This is a genomic window from Nonomuraea sp. NPDC049028 (assembly GCF_043197735.1).
Taxonomy (GTDB): Bacteria; Actinomycetota; Actinomycetes; order Streptosporangiales; family Streptosporangiaceae; genus Nonomuraea.
This window is the reverse complement of record NZ_JBICTR010000006.1, coordinates 76,741-92,274: the sequence shown is the minus strand read 5'-3', so window position 1 is coordinate 92,274 and position 15,534 is coordinate 76,741. Positions and strand designations below refer to the sequence as shown.

At 69.4% G+C, this 15,534-nt stretch carries 18 protein-coding genes; 9 read left to right on the top strand and 9 right to left on the bottom strand.

Annotated elements, in window-relative coordinates; genetic code table 11:
- The first annotated feature begins 18 nt into the window (after nucleotides 1-18).
- From ACGFJ2_RS23790 to ACGFJ2_RS23770, 5 genes are read left to right on the top strand one after another with little or no spacing between them, the layout of a single operon-like run.
- Entirely contained in the window at nucleotides 19-429 is a 411-nt protein-coding gene (locus tag ACGFJ2_RS23790; protein WP_357961336.1) for a roadblock/LC7 domain-containing protein, read from the top strand.
- Nucleotides 426-773 carry a DUF742 domain-containing protein gene (locus tag ACGFJ2_RS23785; protein ID WP_357961334.1) on the top strand — a complete coding sequence of 116 codons (348 nt, stop codon included), beginning with the start codon at nucleotides 426-428 and terminating at the stop codon, nucleotides 771-773. The genes ACGFJ2_RS23790 and ACGFJ2_RS23785 overlap by 4 nt, the downstream gene beginning before the upstream one ends.
- Nucleotides 754-1,332 (top strand): ATP/GTP-binding protein, encoded by a 579-nt coding sequence (locus ACGFJ2_RS23780; RefSeq protein ID WP_357961331.1) that lies wholly within the window; start codon nucleotides 754-756, stop codon nucleotides 1,330-1,332. Before ACGFJ2_RS23785 ends, ACGFJ2_RS23780 begins: the two co-directional genes overlap by 20 nt.
- Nucleotides 1,329-2,654: a cytochrome P450 gene (locus ACGFJ2_RS23775; protein ID WP_393471622.1), complete on the top strand. Its 1,326-nt coding sequence runs from the start codon at nucleotides 1,329-1,331 to the stop codon at nucleotides 2,652-2,654. The genes ACGFJ2_RS23780 and ACGFJ2_RS23775 overlap by 4 nt, the downstream gene beginning before the upstream one ends.
- Nucleotides 2,558-3,775: a cytochrome P450 gene (locus ACGFJ2_RS23770; RefSeq protein ID WP_393471619.1), complete on the top strand. Its 1,218-nt coding sequence runs from the start codon at nucleotides 2,558-2,560 to the stop codon at nucleotides 3,773-3,775. Before ACGFJ2_RS23775 ends, ACGFJ2_RS23770 begins: the two co-directional genes overlap by 97 nt.
- Before the next feature lie 43 nt (nucleotides 3,776-3,818).
- Here the strand turns inward: ACGFJ2_RS23770 and ACGFJ2_RS23765 are convergent, their stop codons facing one another.
- Complete coding sequence (locus tag ACGFJ2_RS23765; protein ID WP_358205537.1) at nucleotides 3,819-4,772, bottom strand: LysR family transcriptional regulator; 954 nt, start codon at nucleotides 4,770-4,772, stop codon at nucleotides 3,819-3,821.
- 73 nt (nucleotides 4,773-4,845) lie between these two features.
- On the opposite strand from ACGFJ2_RS23765, the gene ACGFJ2_RS23760 reads away from it, so the two are divergent.
- A complete protein-coding gene (locus ACGFJ2_RS23760) occupies nucleotides 4,846-5,097 on the top strand; it encodes a hypothetical protein (protein WP_357961319.1) in 252 nt (83 codons plus the stop codon).
- The gene (locus ACGFJ2_RS23755; protein ID WP_393471615.1) at nucleotides 5,094-5,738 is read left to right on the top strand and encodes a cyclase family protein; all 645 of its coding nucleotides are present in this window, start codon (nucleotides 5,094-5,096) and stop codon (nucleotides 5,736-5,738) included. The genes ACGFJ2_RS23760 and ACGFJ2_RS23755 overlap by 4 nt, the downstream gene beginning before the upstream one ends.
- 135 nt (nucleotides 5,739-5,873) lie before the next feature.
- On the opposite strand, the gene ACGFJ2_RS23750 is transcribed toward ACGFJ2_RS23755, so the two are convergent.
- The 3 genes from ACGFJ2_RS23750 to ACGFJ2_RS23740 form a co-directional block, all read right to left on the bottom strand.
- A complete protein-coding gene (locus tag ACGFJ2_RS23750; RefSeq protein ID WP_225299744.1) occupies nucleotides 5,874-6,224 on the bottom strand; it encodes a hypothetical protein in 351 nt (116 codons plus the stop codon).
- Nucleotides 6,225-6,580: 356 nt separating this feature from the next.
- Entirely contained in the window at nucleotides 6,581-7,642 is a 1,062-nt protein-coding gene (locus ACGFJ2_RS23745; RefSeq protein ID WP_393471611.1) for a sensor histidine kinase, read from the bottom strand.
- Nucleotides 7,639-8,292 carry a response regulator transcription factor gene (locus tag ACGFJ2_RS23740; RefSeq protein ID WP_393471608.1) on the bottom strand — a complete coding sequence of 218 codons (654 nt, stop codon included), beginning with the start codon at nucleotides 8,290-8,292 and terminating at the stop codon, nucleotides 7,639-7,641. Before ACGFJ2_RS23740 ends, ACGFJ2_RS23745 begins: the two co-directional genes overlap by 4 nt.
- 88 nt (nucleotides 8,293-8,380) lie before the next feature.
- On the opposite strand from ACGFJ2_RS23740, the gene ACGFJ2_RS23735 reads away from it, so the two are divergent.
- Nucleotides 8,381-9,712, top strand: a complete 1,332-nt coding sequence (locus tag ACGFJ2_RS23735; RefSeq protein ID WP_393471605.1) for a S41 family peptidase — start codon at nucleotides 8,381-8,383, stop codon at nucleotides 9,710-9,712.
- Nucleotides 9,713-9,742: 30 nt separating this feature from the next.
- On the opposite strand, the gene ACGFJ2_RS23730 is transcribed toward ACGFJ2_RS23735, so the two are convergent.
- A complete protein-coding gene (locus ACGFJ2_RS23730; protein WP_357961302.1) occupies nucleotides 9,743-9,919 on the bottom strand; it encodes a hypothetical protein in 177 nt (58 codons plus the stop codon).
- Between the two features lie 32 nt (nucleotides 9,920-9,951).
- On the opposite strand from ACGFJ2_RS23730, the gene map reads away from it, so the two are divergent.
- On the top strand, nucleotides 9,952-10,800 hold the full coding sequence (gene map / locus ACGFJ2_RS23725; RefSeq protein WP_357961299.1) for a type I methionyl aminopeptidase: 849 nt from the start codon (nucleotides 9,952-9,954) through the stop codon (nucleotides 10,798-10,800).
- Here map and ACGFJ2_RS23720 read toward each other — a convergent pair.
- From ACGFJ2_RS23720 to ACGFJ2_RS23705, 4 genes are all read right to left on the bottom strand, one after another.
- Nucleotides 10,787-11,176 carry a hypothetical protein gene (locus ACGFJ2_RS23720; protein ID WP_357961296.1) on the bottom strand — a complete coding sequence of 130 codons (390 nt, stop codon included), beginning with the start codon at nucleotides 11,174-11,176 and terminating at the stop codon, nucleotides 10,787-10,789. The genes map and ACGFJ2_RS23720 overlap by 14 nt on opposite strands.
- A gap of 208 nt (nucleotides 11,177-11,384) precedes the next feature.
- Nucleotides 11,385-13,361, bottom strand: a complete 1,977-nt coding sequence (locus ACGFJ2_RS23715; RefSeq protein ID WP_393471600.1) for a cytochrome c oxidase assembly protein — start codon at nucleotides 13,359-13,361, stop codon at nucleotides 11,385-11,387.
- Nucleotides 13,358-13,999, bottom strand: a complete 642-nt coding sequence (locus tag ACGFJ2_RS23710) for a copper resistance CopC family protein (protein WP_357961291.1) — start codon at nucleotides 13,997-13,999, stop codon at nucleotides 13,358-13,360. Before ACGFJ2_RS23710 ends, ACGFJ2_RS23715 begins: the two co-directional genes overlap by 4 nt.
- A gap of 44 nt (nucleotides 14,000-14,043) precedes the next feature.
- Nucleotides 14,044-15,327, bottom strand: a complete 1,284-nt coding sequence (locus ACGFJ2_RS23705; RefSeq protein ID WP_357961288.1) for a helix-turn-helix domain-containing protein — start codon at nucleotides 15,325-15,327, stop codon at nucleotides 14,044-14,046.
- Between the last annotated feature and the right edge of the window lie 207 nt (nucleotides 15,328-15,534).

Genomic DNA, 15,534 nt, shown 5'->3' with positions numbered 1-15,534 from the left:
CAGACCAAGGGTCGCCCGTTGTCCCTCGACGTGTCCTGGGTCCTGTCGCCGCTGCTGGCAGTGCCCGGTGTCGCCCGCGGCGTGGTGCTGAGCCGTGACGGGCTCATCCTCGGCGGCTCCGCTGACGTGACCGCCGAGACCGGCGAGCGCGCCGCCGCCATGACGAGCTCCGTGCTGGGGGCGGCCCGCGCCCTGTGCGACGGCCTCAGCAACGGCGCCGACGGCGAGGTGGTGGACATCGTCATCTCCGCCGGCAGCGGCGGCTACTACTACATCGCCCCGGCCGGCGACCGCGCGGCCATCGTCGTCGCCGCCACCGGCACGGTCAACATCGGCGCGCTCGCCTTCGAGGTGCAGCTGCAGGTGCAGAAGCTGGTCAAGGCTCTCGACGAGGCCAGCGCGGCCAGGGTGCCGGGCGTCCGGACATGACCTCCGGACGGCGGCGGCGTGTCGTCCCGGACTACATGGCCGCCGCGAGGCTGACCGTGCCCGAGCACATCAACGTCGAGCGCACGACCCTGGTCTACATCGCGCCCGACGCCGCCACCAACGGGCTGGACCCGCCGGGGTCGCATCTGCTCGCCCTGCTGCGGGATGGGCCGTTGTCGGTGTACGAGTGCGCCGCGCACCTGGGCCTGCCGTACTGCGTGGTGCGGTTGCTGGTCGCCGGGCTGGTCGGGGGCGGAACGCTGCTGACCCGCGATCCGCCGGCCGCCGACCTGCCCGACATCGAGATCTTGGAGTTGGTGCTCAGTGGCCTCCGCGCTCTTTGACAGCGGCATCAGTACCGAACACATCCCGGTCAAGCTGGTCATCGCCGGGCCGTTCGGCGTGGGCAAGACGACCATCGTGAGCGCGCTATCGGAGATCGAGCCCCTCAACACCGAGGAGGTGCTCACCCAGGCGGGCACGCTGGTCGACGACCTCACCGGCGTGAACGAGAAGACGACCACGACCACCGCGATCGACTTCGGCCGCCTCACCCTGCCGGGCGTGGTGCTCTACCTGTTCGGAGCACCGGGACAGACCCGGTTCCAGGTCCTGTGGAACGAGCTGGTCCGCGGCGCGCTGGGGGTGCTGGTGCTGGCCGACACCCGCCGCATCGACGACAGCTTCGCCGTCCTCGACCTGGTGGAGAACGCCGGCATCCGCTACGCGGTGGCCGTCAACCACTTCCCCGACTCGCCGGACTACCCGCCGGAGGCCTTGCGCGAGGCGCTCGACCTGGGCCCGCGCACGCCACTGGTGGTGTGCGACGCCCGCGACCCCGCCTCCGCCCGCGCGTCGCTGATCGCGCTGGTGGAGCACATCAGAGAGCTGGTGCTGTCATGACTCTGCGCTATATGCCCGACGCCGGGCGCCTGTACGGATCTGAGTACGCCGGCGACCCGCAGGCGGTCTACGCGGATCTCCGCCGGCGGCACGGCGCGGTCGCCCCCGTGGAGATCGCCCCGGGCATCGAGGCCCACCTGGTGATCGACTACCAGGCCGCCCTGGACGTCCTCACCAACGTCGGCGGCGTCTGGAGCAAGAACCCCAGCGCCTGGCAGACGCGACTCCCCGACACCCCCGAGGCCGCGGGCATGATAGCCATGCTCGGCCACCGGCCCAACGCGCTGTTCTCCGACGGGGCCGAGCATGCCCGCTACCGCAAGGTGATCTCCGACTGCTTCCAGCTGGTCCAGCCGCACAAGCTGCGCCAGATGGTGATCGAGGTGTCGGACTCGCTCATCAGTCAGTTCGCCGCGAAGGGCGAGGCCGACCTGGTCGCCGACTTCGCCCGGCTCATCCCGGCCCGCATCTTCAACCTGCTCTTCGGGCGGCCCGACTCCGACAGCGCCGGCTTGATCCAGGCCCTGGCGGACATGATGGAGGCTGACGGCGAGACGGGCGCGCGGGGCAGCGAAGCGTTCGGCCGCTACATCGGCGAGCTGATCCAGGGCAAGTACGCCCAGCGGGGCGACGACCTGACCTCCTGGTTCATCGACCATCCGGCCGCGCTGCAGACCGACGAGCTGGCGCAGAACATCGTGCTCGTGATGGCCGCCAGCTACGAGCCCACGGCCAACCTGATCTCCAACACGATCTCCCGGATGGTCAGCGACGACCGCTACTACAGCTCGCTCACCAACGGCGCGCTCAGCACGTACGACGCCCTCATGGAAGCCCTGCGCGCCGAGCCTGCCATGGCGAACTACGGCCCGTACTTCGTACGCCAGCCGGTGCACTTCCACGGCACCTGGATCCAGCCGGCCGAGCTGGTCCTCGTCTCCTACGCCGCGGCCAACACCGAGCCTGCCAACATTCCCGAAGAGCTGCGCTCGGACGGCGGCGCGTACCTGGGCTTCGGCGCGGGGCCGCACCGCTGCCCGGCCAGCGACCCGGCCGTGCTCATCGCCATGACCGCGATCGAACGCCTGACCTCTCACCTGTGCGACCTGGAACTGACCGTGCCGCGCGAGGAGCTCCTGTGGCGGCCCGGCCCGTTCCACCGCGCGCTGGCGCACCTACCGGTGCGCTTCACCCCCATCCGTCCAGATCAGCCTGGAGAATCCCCTTGGGTAGTACAGCCTCCGTCGTCCTTGACCCCTTCGGAGCAGACCTCCCCGGTGAGGTCCGTCGGCTACGTGACCTCGGCCCCCTGGTCCTCGTAGAGCTCGCGGGAGGCATCCCGGCCTGGGCCGTGACCCGGCACGACCTGCTCAAGCAGCTGATCCTCGATCCGCGGGTGAGCAAGGACAAGCGGCACTGGCGGCTGCTGCCTCAGGCGCTCACCGAGCCGGGCTGGACCTGGATCATGACCTGGATCGGCGTGTCGAACATGCTCAGCGCCTATGGCGAGGAGCACCGGCGGCTGCGCAAGCTGATCGCCCCGAGCTTCACCGCGCGCCGTACCAAGGCCATGCAGCCGATCGTCGAGGGGATCGTCACTGAGCTGCTGGACGCCATGGCCGCGGTGCCGCCGGGCCAGGTCGTCGACCTGCGCGGCGCCTACGCCCACCCGCTGCCGATGCGGGTGATCTGCGAGCTGTTCGGTGTCCCGGCGGACATGCGGGTGGCGATGGCCCAAGTGATGGAGGCCATCATGGACACCACCGCCACCCCGGAGCAGGCGGCGGCCACGGCGGCCCAGATCGGCACCGTGCTGCCCGCCCTCGTCTCCTACAAGCGCGAGCACCCGGGCGACGACCTGACCACGGAGCTGATCAACGTCCGCGACAGCGGCGACTCGCTCAGCGACGACGAGCTGCGCGACACCCTGCTGCTCCTCATCGCGGCCGGGCACGAGACCACCGTCAACCTGATCGGCAATGCCGTACACGCCCTGCTCACCCATCCCGACCACCTTCGGCGGGTCCTGGCGGGAGAGATCTCCTGGGAGGCGGTGATCGAGGAGACGCTGCGCTGGGCGCCGTCGATCGCCAACCTGCCGCTGCGGTTCGCCATCGAACCGATCGAGATCGGTGGCGTACGAATCGAGGCGGGCGACGCGATCATCACCAGCTACTTGGCGGCCGGGCACGACCCCGACCAGCACGGCCCGGACGCCGACCGGTTCGACCCGACCCAGGATCGCGACGAAAACCTGGCCTTCGGCATCGGCGTGCATCGCTGCATCGGCGCTCCGCTGGCCCGCCAGGAGGCGCTCACCGCCCTGCCCGCGCTGTTCGCCCGGTTCCCGGACCTCCGGCTGGCCGTGGACGAGAGCGAGTTGCCGCACGTCCCGTCCTTCATCGCGCACGGCTGGAGCAGGCTACCGCTGCTGCACCGCTGATCCGCCTCGGCGACGCCCGGCCGGGACCGATTCGCCGGCCGGGCTAGGGGTCGATGGGCTCGGGGGTGTGCAGGTGGCCGACGAGGGTGGCGTCCAGCGCGGCGGTGGCGTCCTCGATCGCGCTGATCACGACCGATTGCACCGGGTCCGGCTCCCCCGATCTCGTACGGCTGACCCGCGTAACGGCGTCCAGCCGCCGCGCCCCCACATCCCGGATCTCACTGACCCGCACCTCCCCCTCCGGCACGTCCAGCAGGGCGAGCGACGGCACGATCGCCACCCCGTACCCGGCCGCCACCAGCGCCAGCGTGGGATCGAACTCGGTGATGACGTGCACCTTGCGCGGCTCGAACCCGTGCAGCCCGGCCAGCCGATCAAGCGCCTGCCCGCACGCCTGGTCGGGCTCGCTGGCCACCCACGGCAGCTCCGCCAGGTCGGCGACCGTACGCGGGTCGGGCCCGTCGGGCGGCACCACGATGCGGTACTCGTCCACGTACAGGGGGCGGACGGCCAGCGACGGCTGCGCCGGCACCGGCAGGCTCATGTCCTGCTCGGTGATCAGCACGTCCACGGCCCCCAGCCGCAGCTCCTGGAGCGCGGGCTGGCCGTACACCTCATGAATGACCGGAACGATCTTGGGATGGCGGACGGCGAGGTCGCGCATGGCGGGCACCAGAATGTGCTTGATCACCGTCGGGAAGGCGGCGATCCGCACCGGCCCGGCCAGCCGTTCGGTGAAGCGGGTGAGCTCGCGCCTGGCCTCGGCCAGCTCGTCCTCGACCCGCTCGGCGTAGCCGGCGAGCACCCGGCCCGCCGGAGTGAGCGAGACGCGGCGCTGAGAGCGGTCGATGAGGGCGAGGCCCACCTCGCGTTCGAGCTGGGCGAGTTGCTGGGACACCGCCGACGGCGTCAGGAACAGGGCCTCGGCCGCGCGCATGACGCCGCCGCGGCGGGCGACCTCGTGCAGGACACGCAGGCGGCGGGGGTCGATGTCCATGCAGATCAGCTTACGTCAACCTTTAGCAATCTTTATTTGCGCTTCAGCACAATAAGTCCGGACAATTGCGCGCATGAGCTTCCTCGTTGACGCCCTCGGCTGGCTGGGCGCCGCGTTATTGCTGTTCGGGTACGCCATGGTCTCCTCCTCACGGATGTCCGGCGACGGCGCCCACTACCAGTTGCTCAACCTGGCCGGCTCGATCGGCCTGATGGTCAACAGCGCCGCGAACGCGGCCTGGCCCTCGGCGGGCCTGAACCTCGTCTGGGCCCTCATCGGCGTCACGGCCATCTACAAGCTCACCAGGATCGGATTCGCTCAATGATCGTCGAACTCAGCCACCGCATCACCGACGGCATGGTGACGTACCCGGGCATCCCCGGGCCGGTGATCGGCACGCACCTCAGCAGAGAGGCCTCGCGCGAGGTCTACGCGCCGGGTACGGAGTTCCACATCGGCACGATCGCGCTGGCCGCCAATACCGGCACCTATCTGGACACCCCCTACCACCGCTACCCCGACGGCCAGGACCTGTCGCAGGTGCCGCTGAGCAAGCTGGCCGATCTGCCAGGGCTGGTCGTACGGGCCGAGGGCGTCAGGCAGGTCGTCCTGGAGGAGGACCTGGACGTGCGCGGCCGGGCCGTACTGATCCAGACGGGCTGGGACCGGCACTTCGGCACCGACAAGTATCAGCGCGAGCACCCGTATCTGGCGCCGGAGTCGGCGGCCTGGCTGGCGGAGCAGGGTGCGGCGCTGGTCGGCATCGACTCGCTGAACATCGACGACACCCCGTCGCGCGGCCCGCGCCCGGCGCACTCGGTGCTGCTCCAGGCGGGCATCCCGCTGGTCGAGCACATGACCGGGCTCGCGGCGCTGCCGGACGAGGGCTTCCGCTTCCACGCCGCGCCGCCCATGGTGGCGGGCATGGGGACGTTCCCCGTCAGGGCCTATGCGGTGGTTCCTTAACAGCGGCCCATTCACTAACGCATTCATTCATCAATGCCCACTATGACGGGCCGCCGCCCGGTCAGCGGCCCGCCATAGCTTTACCATCCCCCTGCTTCCTATCCCGTCCAGGCTCTCAGCGGAGCCCGCCGCGCATTACTTGCAGACGGACGCGATGCAGACGTTGATGTCCTTGATGATGACCGTCGGACTGAACGTGGCGTAAGTTTTGACGACCGAGTTCTTGATGGCCGCGACGTTCACCGCGGTCCCGTTGAGGTTGTTCTGCAGGACGCCGATCTCGTTGCCGGTGAGAACCCGGTTGCCCGTGATGTTGATCTTCACCGGGACGCCAGCGATGACGTTGTTGCAGGTGACGACGTTGGCGAGGCCATTGGAGCAGGAGTAGCCGCCGGTGGCCTGAGCCATCGAAGCACCCCCCACCAGCGCGGAACCGAAGAGGCCGAGCATGAGTGCGACCGAGGCCACGCGCGTGTTCGTCTTCATGGAATTAGCATCCCCTCTTTTGTGGTTTCTGACGGCCCATGCCTCCATGACCGGATGCCGTGGACCGCCGGCGTACGATGCGAGAACACTTCAATTTTTTACATCGGCGTCGTGCCCCCCTTTTTCGGTGACGTGGAATTTATATCCCACGCCCTTCGCGAACAACAAGTCCAGAGTTTCGCCCGCGGCCTTTTCGGCTAATCGCCTTCGGCGTTTCAACCGATGGCCTTATGCAAGCCGTACAAGTATTTTGAGAGCGCTTGTCCGCTAAGGGGATGATTTGTTTTGGGGGCGTTTGTCAGCTGAAGCGAAATGGGAGTCCCAGGGAATCGGTCTTGCCCGTGGCAGCGGGCGACTCAGAAGACGACCACGACCTTCAGGCCGCCCCCTGGGTTGGGGCGTGCCCGCACGCCCGCCTCATGCGCCTTCGCGATCGACGCGACGATCGACAACCCGAGTCCGGCACCCTGCTCACGGGTCGTGTGGAGGCGCCGGAAGGGCTCGAAGAGATCGCCCATACGCTCACTCGGCACTTCCGGGCCGGTGTTCCGGACGGTCAGAGCTCTGTGGGAGAGCGTGACCTCGACGCTTCCGCCGGGATGGTTGTAGCGGACCGCGTTGTCGACGAGGTTGGTGACGAGCCGGTTCAGCAGGATCGGATCCCCATCGACGGTGAACGGCTCGATCCGTGTGGTCACGGCGACGCCGTCCGGGTCTCCTTCGGCCAGGACGACTCTCACCACCTCGTCCAGGGCCACCGGGATCCGCTTCTCGAGGCCGTGTTCCGCCTGGGCGAGGACCAGGAGGGCGTCGATGAGGCTCTCGGTACGGTGGTTGTGGAACAGGAGCTTGTCGCGGATCTCGCCGACGTCCTCGGGAAGGCCGATCTCGATCGCCGCTCGCTGGACGGCCAGCGGGGTCCGCAGCTCGTGGGACGCGTTCGCGATGAACCGCCGCTGTGCCTCGACGGAGCGTTCGAGGCGGTCGAGCATCGCGTCGAACGTGTCGGCCAGTTCCTTCAGCTCGTCCTTCGGCCCGCTGAGCGCGATGCGTTCGTGCAGGGTCGACATGGACAGTCGCTGCGCGGTCGCGGTGATCCGGTGGACGGGCCGCAGGATCCGCCCGGCGACCAGCCAGCCGACGATCACTGACACCACCGTCAGGAGTCCGACCGTCAGCTCGGTCACCCCCCACTGGTAGTCGATCACGTCGTCCACCAGATCGGGCAGCACCGGCGGCAGATCGGCCGGCACTCCCCGTATCGGCGCCTGTGGCGCCAGTGGCGCCCCCTGGATCCGCGAGACCCCCCTGTGCAGCGCCTGGCTCAGCAGCAGGTTGACCGTGATCAGCAGAACGGTCGAGGTCAGCAGGAACAATCCGGAGTAGATCAGCGTGAGCCGTACCCGGACCGTCGTCACAACACGTAACCCGCGCCGGGCACCGTCTGGATGCAGGCCGGGTCGCCCAGCTTCGCGCGCAAGCGGCTGACCACGACCCGCACCACCGTCGTGAACGGGTCGACGTTCTCGTCCCACGCCTCTTCGAGCAGCCGTTCGGAGCTCACGACCGCGCCGTCCGCTCTCATCAGCACCTCAAGGACGGCGAACTCCTTGAGTGACAGGTGCAGATGCTGACCGTCCCGCGACGCCTGCAGCCGGTGGGTGTCGAGCACGATCCCGTGCCGCGTCAGCACCGGCGGCACCTGCGCCTGGCTGCGCCGCCCCAGCGCCTGCACCCGCGCGACCAGCTCCGCGTAGTCGAACGGCTTGGGCAGGTAGTCGTCGGCCCCCATCCCGAGACCGGCCACCCGCTCCGGCACCGCCGCGGCCGCCGTCATCATCAGGATCCGCGTACGGCTCCCGCGCGCCACCAGCTCACGGCACACCAGGTCGCCGTGCTTCTCGGGCAGGTCCCGGTCCAGTACGAGGACGTCATAGTCGCTCACCGCCAGCCGCTCCGCCGCGGCGGCCCCGTCATACACCACGTCGACGGCCATGGCGTGGCGGCGCAACCCCACCGCCACGAGATCGGCCAGATCGCGTTCGTCTTCGGCCACCAGAACCCGCATGCTGACGTTCTTACCCGAATCGGGGTGACAGCGGCGTTAACGGATCCGTTCACGGCCGTGCAACCCGCTTCCGGCCATGCTGGCGGCCATGATCAAACTCCTCTGCGCCGCCGTGCTGACGGCGACCTGCGCCCTGTCCGCGCCCGCCTCCTCGCCGGCCGCCGCCTCAGGCGACCGCTGCACCGCCGCCACGGCGCCGCCGCCGCAATCGGCGCCGCCCACCTCGGTGAACACACTCCGGCAGGCGTACTTCTGCGTGCTGGACAACTACTACAGCGGTCCGGTCATGGACCCGAAGGCCCTGCTGAAGAGCGCTTTCGCCGCCTACACCCAGGACCTGATGCGGCGCGACGCCGATCGGGCCGACCTCCGGTTGCCCGAGCTGACCGGGAACCGCGACACCGACTGGGCCGCCTTCGCGCAGGTCCTCGGCGCGGGTGACGTGTCCGCGCTGCGCGCCGCGATCACCGGAATGGTCGCCGGGCTGCACGACAACCACGCCCGCGCGGTCAGGCCGACTCCCCCGCCGGAAGGGGGGCCGACCGGAACGGGCATCGTGGGCGTGTCGGCCGAGCACGGCCCGGAACTCGACCCGGCGGCCAAGCCGCCGTTGTTCATCACCCGTGTCCTGCCCGGCAGCCCCGCCGCCAAGGCCGACATCAGACCCGGCGACATCATCGTCAAGGTCAACGGCGTGCCGGCGTTCATCGGGAACACCGTGAACCAGAGCATCGTCGACGCCTTCACCACCTCCGGCCCGGTGAAGCTCACGCTCAAGCGCCCCACGACGGGACGGATCCGCACCGTCGACCTCAAGGAGGGTCCCATCACGAGGCAGCCTCCGGCGGTGACATCGAAGACGCTTCCCGGCGGCGTCGCGTACGTCCAGCTGCCCGGTTTCTTCGAAGGGGCCGCCGACCAGGTCATCGCCAAGCTCCAGGGCGCACCGAAGGCGGTGGTCCTCGACCTGCGCGGCAACGGCGGCGGGTCGCCTCGTGAGGTGACCCGGCTGCTCGGCGCGTTCGCCCACGGCAAGGTCACCAGCTACTTCTGCCCGCTCCAGGGAGACTGCCAGCCCAACCGGACCGACGACACCGTCGCGCTGCTCGGCCTGCGCCTCGTCGTCCTGACCGACCGGGCCTGCGCCTCGGCCTGCGAGGACTTCAGCGCGGCCGTCAAGGACAACGGACTGGGCACCCTCGTCGGGACCCGCACCGCGGGCGCCATCTCCGGCCCCGCCGCAGGCTACCTCCTCGACGACGGCAGCCTCCTGCTGCTGCCCAAGGTCCGGCACCTCGGGCCCGCCCGCGAGATCATCGACACGATCGGTGTACCGGTCGACCACTACGCCCCGATGACCGCCCTTGACCTGGCCACCGGGCGCGACCCGGGCGTGGCGAAGGCGCTCGCGTCGCTGTAGGTCCGCGAGCCCGAACGTTGGATCTGCGGCCTAGTCGTCGTCCTCGTCGGCCTCGTCCCACGCCTTGTTGCGGTCGGCGGCACGCTGCAGGGCGCCGGCCGCCTCTTGTTCGGTCTCGTAGGGGCCCATCCGGTCCTTGTTAGGACAGCCCTGATCGGGCTCGACGCGCATGTGCTTGAGGCAGAACCACCACTGGCCATCGCTCACGGGATCAATCTTGCCCCGTAGACTTGCCTTTCATGACGACATTGCTCCAGCCAGGGCGAGTTTCGCCCATTCGAAAGGTCCCCGCGCACATCCAGCGGCCGGAGTACGTCGGCAAGAAGCATCCCAAGACCGGCGAATCCGATGTCAAAACCCCGGAGATGATCGAGCGGATGCGGGTGGCCGGCCGGATCGCGGCGCAGGCGATGGCCGAGGTCGCCAAGCACATCCAGCCCGGTGTCACGACCGACGAGCTGGACCGGATCGGCCACGAGTTCCTTGTCGACCACGGCGCCTACCCGAGCACGCTCGGCTACAAGGGCTACCCCAAGTCGCTGTGCACCTCGATCAACGAGGTGATCTGCCACGGCATCCCCGACGACACCGTGCTGCGCGACGGCGACATCGTCAACGTCGACATCACCGCCTTCATCGGCGGCGTCCACGGCGACACCGATGCCACCTACCTGGTGGGCGAGGTCGACGAGGAGTCACGGCTGCTGGTGGAGCGCACCCGCGAGGCGATGATGCGGGCGATCAAGGCGGTCGCGCCGGGCCGGCAGCTCAATGTGGTGGGCCGGGTCATCGAGGCGTACGCCAAGCGGTTCGGCTATGGCGTGGTGCGCGACTTCACCGGGCACGGCATCGGCACCACCTTCCACTCGGGCCTGATGGTGCCGCACTACGAGGACCCGTCGCTGCGGGTCGAACTGGTGCCGGGGATGACGTTCACGATCGAGCCGATGCTGACGCTGGGCACGATCGACTACGACATCTGGCCCGACAAGTGGACCGCCGTGACCAAGGACCGCAAGCGCACGGCTCAGTTCGAGCACACGATCGTGGTGACCGACACGGGCAGTGAGATCCTCACCCTCGCCTAGGCACCACGCCGCTGACGGTGGTGCCCTCGCCCTGCGTGCCGGTGACCGACAGGCTCCCGCCTAGTTCGGTGAACGTGGCCCGCATCCGCGCGATGCCGCGGCCCGCTCTGAGCGTGGTGAAGCCCCGGCCGTGGTCGCGGATCGTCATCCGGAGGCCGTCCCTGCCCGAGGTCACCGCGACGGAGACAAGGCTCGCGCCGCTGTGCGCCTCGACATTGCCGAGGGCCTCGCGCATGGCGGCCAGCACGCCCGCCCCAATGCGGGACGGCACGTCGGTCGAGGGCAGCGCCCACGTCTCGACGGCGATGCCCGTGCGCTCCGACCACTCCGCCAAGTAGGTCTCCAGCGCCTCCGCCAGGCTTTGCCCCCCGCGCATGCGCGTCTCTTTCGACAACTCTGATCGCCTCTCTGAGCACATGGGGCACGCACCGGCCCCCATACCGATGTCCCCATGCGCGTGCGCGCACTTCCCCCCTCGGGCCTTACGCACACAGCTCATGAGGTTATGCCCGTCTCCCCTGCGAGCAAGGCTACCCGGCGGTTCGGTTACGCGCGGTGGAGGATAGAAGGCCGTGGCCGAACGGCTACTCGGCCCTGTCACTTCTGTTGAGCTTGGCGAGGTAGGCGTTGTAGGAGGCGAGTTCGGGGTCGCCCGCGGCGCTGCGATCGGCCTTGCGGTCCGCCCGCCGCGCCTGCCGCTCGTCGTCCTGGTACCACTGCATGGCGATCGCCAGCAGCACCATCAGGGTCGGGATCTCGCCGAACCCCCAGGCGATCGCGCCGCCGTTCTGCTGCTCCTCCAGCAGCGGGCCGCCCCACGTACGGCCGAGCTGGTCGTACCAGCCGGAGGCCAGCACGGTGCCGGTCATCATCAGCGCGACGCCGAAGAACGCGTGGAAGGGCATCGTGACGAAGAGGACCAGCAACTTGCCCACGTACGGCAGGCGGTGCGGCGCCGGGTCGACCCCGATGATCGTCCAGAAGAACAGCGAGCCACTGAGCAGGAAGTGCAGGGTCATGAAGATGTGCCCGAGGTGTTCCTCCATGGCCGACTCGAACAGCGGCGTGAAGTACAGCGCGTACGTCGAGGCGATGAAGATGGCCGTCGCGATGCCCGGATGGCCGACGACCTTGACGAACCCGCTGTGCAGGATCGTCGTCAGCCACTCGCGCGGCCCCCGGTCGCCGCGCTTGGCGGCCGGCCTGAGCGCGCGCAGCGCCAGCGTGACGGGGCCGCCGAGGACCAGGAGGATGGGCACGACCATGGAGAGCGTCATGTGCTCGACCATGTGCACGTCGAACATGACCTTGGCGTAGCGGGCAACACCGCTCTGGGTGGCCACGACCAGCAGCGCCACCCCGCCGAACCAGGCGGCGGTGCGGCCCCACGACCAGCTGTCGCCGCGCCGCATCAGCCTGATGACCCCGGCGGCGTAGAGGCCGCCCAGGACGGCGGCGACCACCGCGAAGAACAGGTCGAGCCACCACAGCGAGGCCAGGTTGCCGATCGTGATCGGCGGCGGCATCGGGAACCCGAGCAGGTCGAAGGCCCGGTCGGCGGGCAAGCTGACCGGCGGCGGCGCGGTGCGGGAGAGCACGACGGCCAGGCCCATGGTGGCGGCCATGAGCAGCAGCTCACCGCAGGCCAGCCGGGTGAACGCGCCATGGCGGCCGGCGCCCATCCCGGCCAGTGTGCGCTGCCGGTGCCACCAGCCCACGTAGCCGAGCAGGACGAACGCGATGATCTTCGCCACGATCAGCACGCCGTACGCCGACGTCCAGAGGTCGGAGACCGAGGTCAGCCGGGCCAGCACGCTGAACACCCCGGACGCGCCGACCCCGATGTAGCACCACAGGGCGAGCCTGGAGAACCTGGCCGCGGCGATCTCCAGCTGCGGCAGCTTCCGTACGGCGTGCAGGGCCACCACCGCGAGACCGCCCACCCACAGCGACAGCGTGAGCAGGTGCAGCGCCAGCCCCGAGGTGGCCAGGTCGTGGTTGGGCGAGGAGGAGGAGTGACCGGTGAGCGCGGGCGGCAGCAACGTGGCCAGCGCGAGCACCAGCAGGCCGGCCGCGGCCCCGGCGGTGATGGCACCGCGCGAGAACAGCGCGATGGCCACCCCGAACAGCACCACGAGCGTGAGCGCGATGCCCTGGCTGGACTGGGTGGCGAAACCGGTCAGGTAGTTGGATTCGAAGACCTCGGTGACCGGTCGGGTGAAGGTGTCGGCCGCCCCGAACATGATCGCGGCGAACGCGGCGGCGGCCCAGGACAGCGCGCTCCAGGAGGCGGCCTTGACATAGCCGAGCGCGGTCTTGCCCAGCAGGCCCTTGTCGTTGGGCAGCAGGAGGGCGGCGGTCAGCAGCAGGCCGATGGTGACCACGCCGGCCGCGTCCATCCACAGCTTGGAGACCGGCAGCCCCCACCGGGTGATCGGCCCGGCGTCGGGCAGGCCGGCGATGATCCGCGGGAACGCCGCGCCGCCGGCGACCATGGCGATCACCAGGGCGACGAGCGCCGCCCCCACCGCCGCGAGCGCGAGACGCGCGGCCCTGGTCACGGTTTCTTCTCGTCTCTGGGCGAATCTGTACGCGGGCCGGTCGGCCGCTTCTGCCGCGCGCTGAGCAGGAAGCCGATGCCGACGCCGACGAGCGCGCCGACCACGACGATCAGCCACACGGGGAACGACGTCGAGGCGGCCCCCGCCTGCTCGGCCGGCGCGGCCGAAGCCGCAGCCTGGGCCTGGGTTTGGGCTGCCGGAGCCTCGGTGACGGGCGCCTGCGACTGCGCGCTCGCTGACGGCGCGCTCGGCGAGGACGACGGCGAGGGTGACGGCGCCCCCTTGACCGTGAACGGGATCTCGCCCTCGATCGGGTGCCCGTCGGAGGAGACGACGCGGTAGGCGATCGTGTATTTCCCATCGGGCAACGCGCCCTTGAGCTCCTGCGTCACCACCTTGCCGTCGGCACGGGGATCGCCGCTCTGGTGAGCGGTGCCTTCGGCGCCGCGGACGACCACGACCGGGATGCGCACGCCCGAGGTGAACTCGAGCCTGACTTCGTCGACGGACTCGACCGTGGCGCCCTTGGCCGGGTCACTGCTCTTGAGAGCGTCGTGAGCCAGGGCCGGTCCGGCGGTGCCCAGCAGGACCAGGGCGGCGAGGAACGCGGTGAGAGCCGCGAACGGGGATCTCTTCATGACATCCCCAAGGCTACCGACGTCGCCGCCCGGTCCTGACCTCGCTACAGGCCCGCGCAGGCCAGCGCGCGCTGGTAGGCCTTCACGGCGTTGTCGGCGTCGCCCAGCTGCTCCATGGTCTCGGCGGCGGCGTACCAGGTGGAGGCGACCTTGCCGGTGTCGGGCAGCGGGCTGATCCACTGGCGCACGATGTCGAGCTCATGCTGCGCCTCGCCGAACCTGCCGACCCCACCGTAGGTGCGGCTGAGCATGAGGCGCAGCTCGGCGCCCAGGGTCTTGGCGGTCTCGGGCAGCAACTCGGTGCCGGCCCGCACGTACCTGATCGCCTGCTCATAGTTGCCGTCGAGGATCTCGGCGCGGCCGAGCTCCACCAGGCAGCCGGCGCGGTCGGCCGTGCTGGCGGAAGACTGGGCCAGTTCCTGGTCGGCCTTGATGAGCAGCTGGCGGGCCTCCTTGCGGGCCGACGGCCTGACCCTGAGCAGCAGCGCGGCGTACGCGTTGCGCATCCTGGCGAGGTTGCGCGGCTGACCGTACTCCGACTGGACGGCCAGCGCCCGCTCGGCGAAGCCCAGGGCCTCCTCGCCGTGTCCGGTGGTCTCGGCGACGACGGCGGCGTTCCAGCAGGCGGCGACCGTCGATCTCGGCGTGCCGAGCAGGTCGGCCGCGTTCAGCAGTTCGGCGGCGAACTGGCGGGCGCGCAGCAGATCCCCGCGCAGCATGTACGCGCCCAGCAGGGTGGCGCCCAGCTCGATGGTCAGGTCGGACCAGGCCGGCCGGCTCGCGCCGCCCAGAATGCCTTCACCGATCGCGACGGCCTCGGTCAGCCTGTCGCTCCTGTGATAGAGACGGCACAGGGCGATGGACACCTCGATGCGGCGGTCGGCGGGGATGTCCTCCTGGCTGATCCGATCGAGGATGGCGATGGCTCCGGTAAGGTCACCGCATGCCTCGGTGGCCAGGGCGAGCCCGAATTCGGTGTCTTGACGGAGAGACGTGAGACCTGTCAGGTTATTGTTCGCCATCAGCTCGGCGAAGCGGGTGCGGGCCTCGGAGACTTCACCGTTCTCCAGGGCCAGCCGCGCGTAGCCGAGGGCGAGTTCGATGTCCTCCATCTGCTCGGCCGTCACGCCGTTGACCAGATAGGAGAGCGAGCAGTCCAGCTTCTGAGCCAGCAACTCCAGGACCGCGGGAGTCGGGGTACGCTTGCCACTCTCAATCAAGGAGACGTAGCTATCCGAGAGTTCGGGGTGCGCGAGTTGCGCCTGCGACAGGCCACGCTGTCGCCGAACCGTCTTAATCCGGAGTCCGACCAGGTCAGATGTGGTCACAGTCGCCGCTCCTTGAGATGATGAAACGCTCTACCCATAGGCGAGGGAGACCCCACATGCGTATGCGTCTTATCTTGTCCGCACTTGCTGCCATGGCTGCGACCGTACTGGTCGCAGGAAGCAATGCTACGACTGCGAACGCCCAATCGTCTCCTGCTGTCAGCTTTGATGTCCCAATATGCTGCTAGGTGATCATTGACCGCTTGA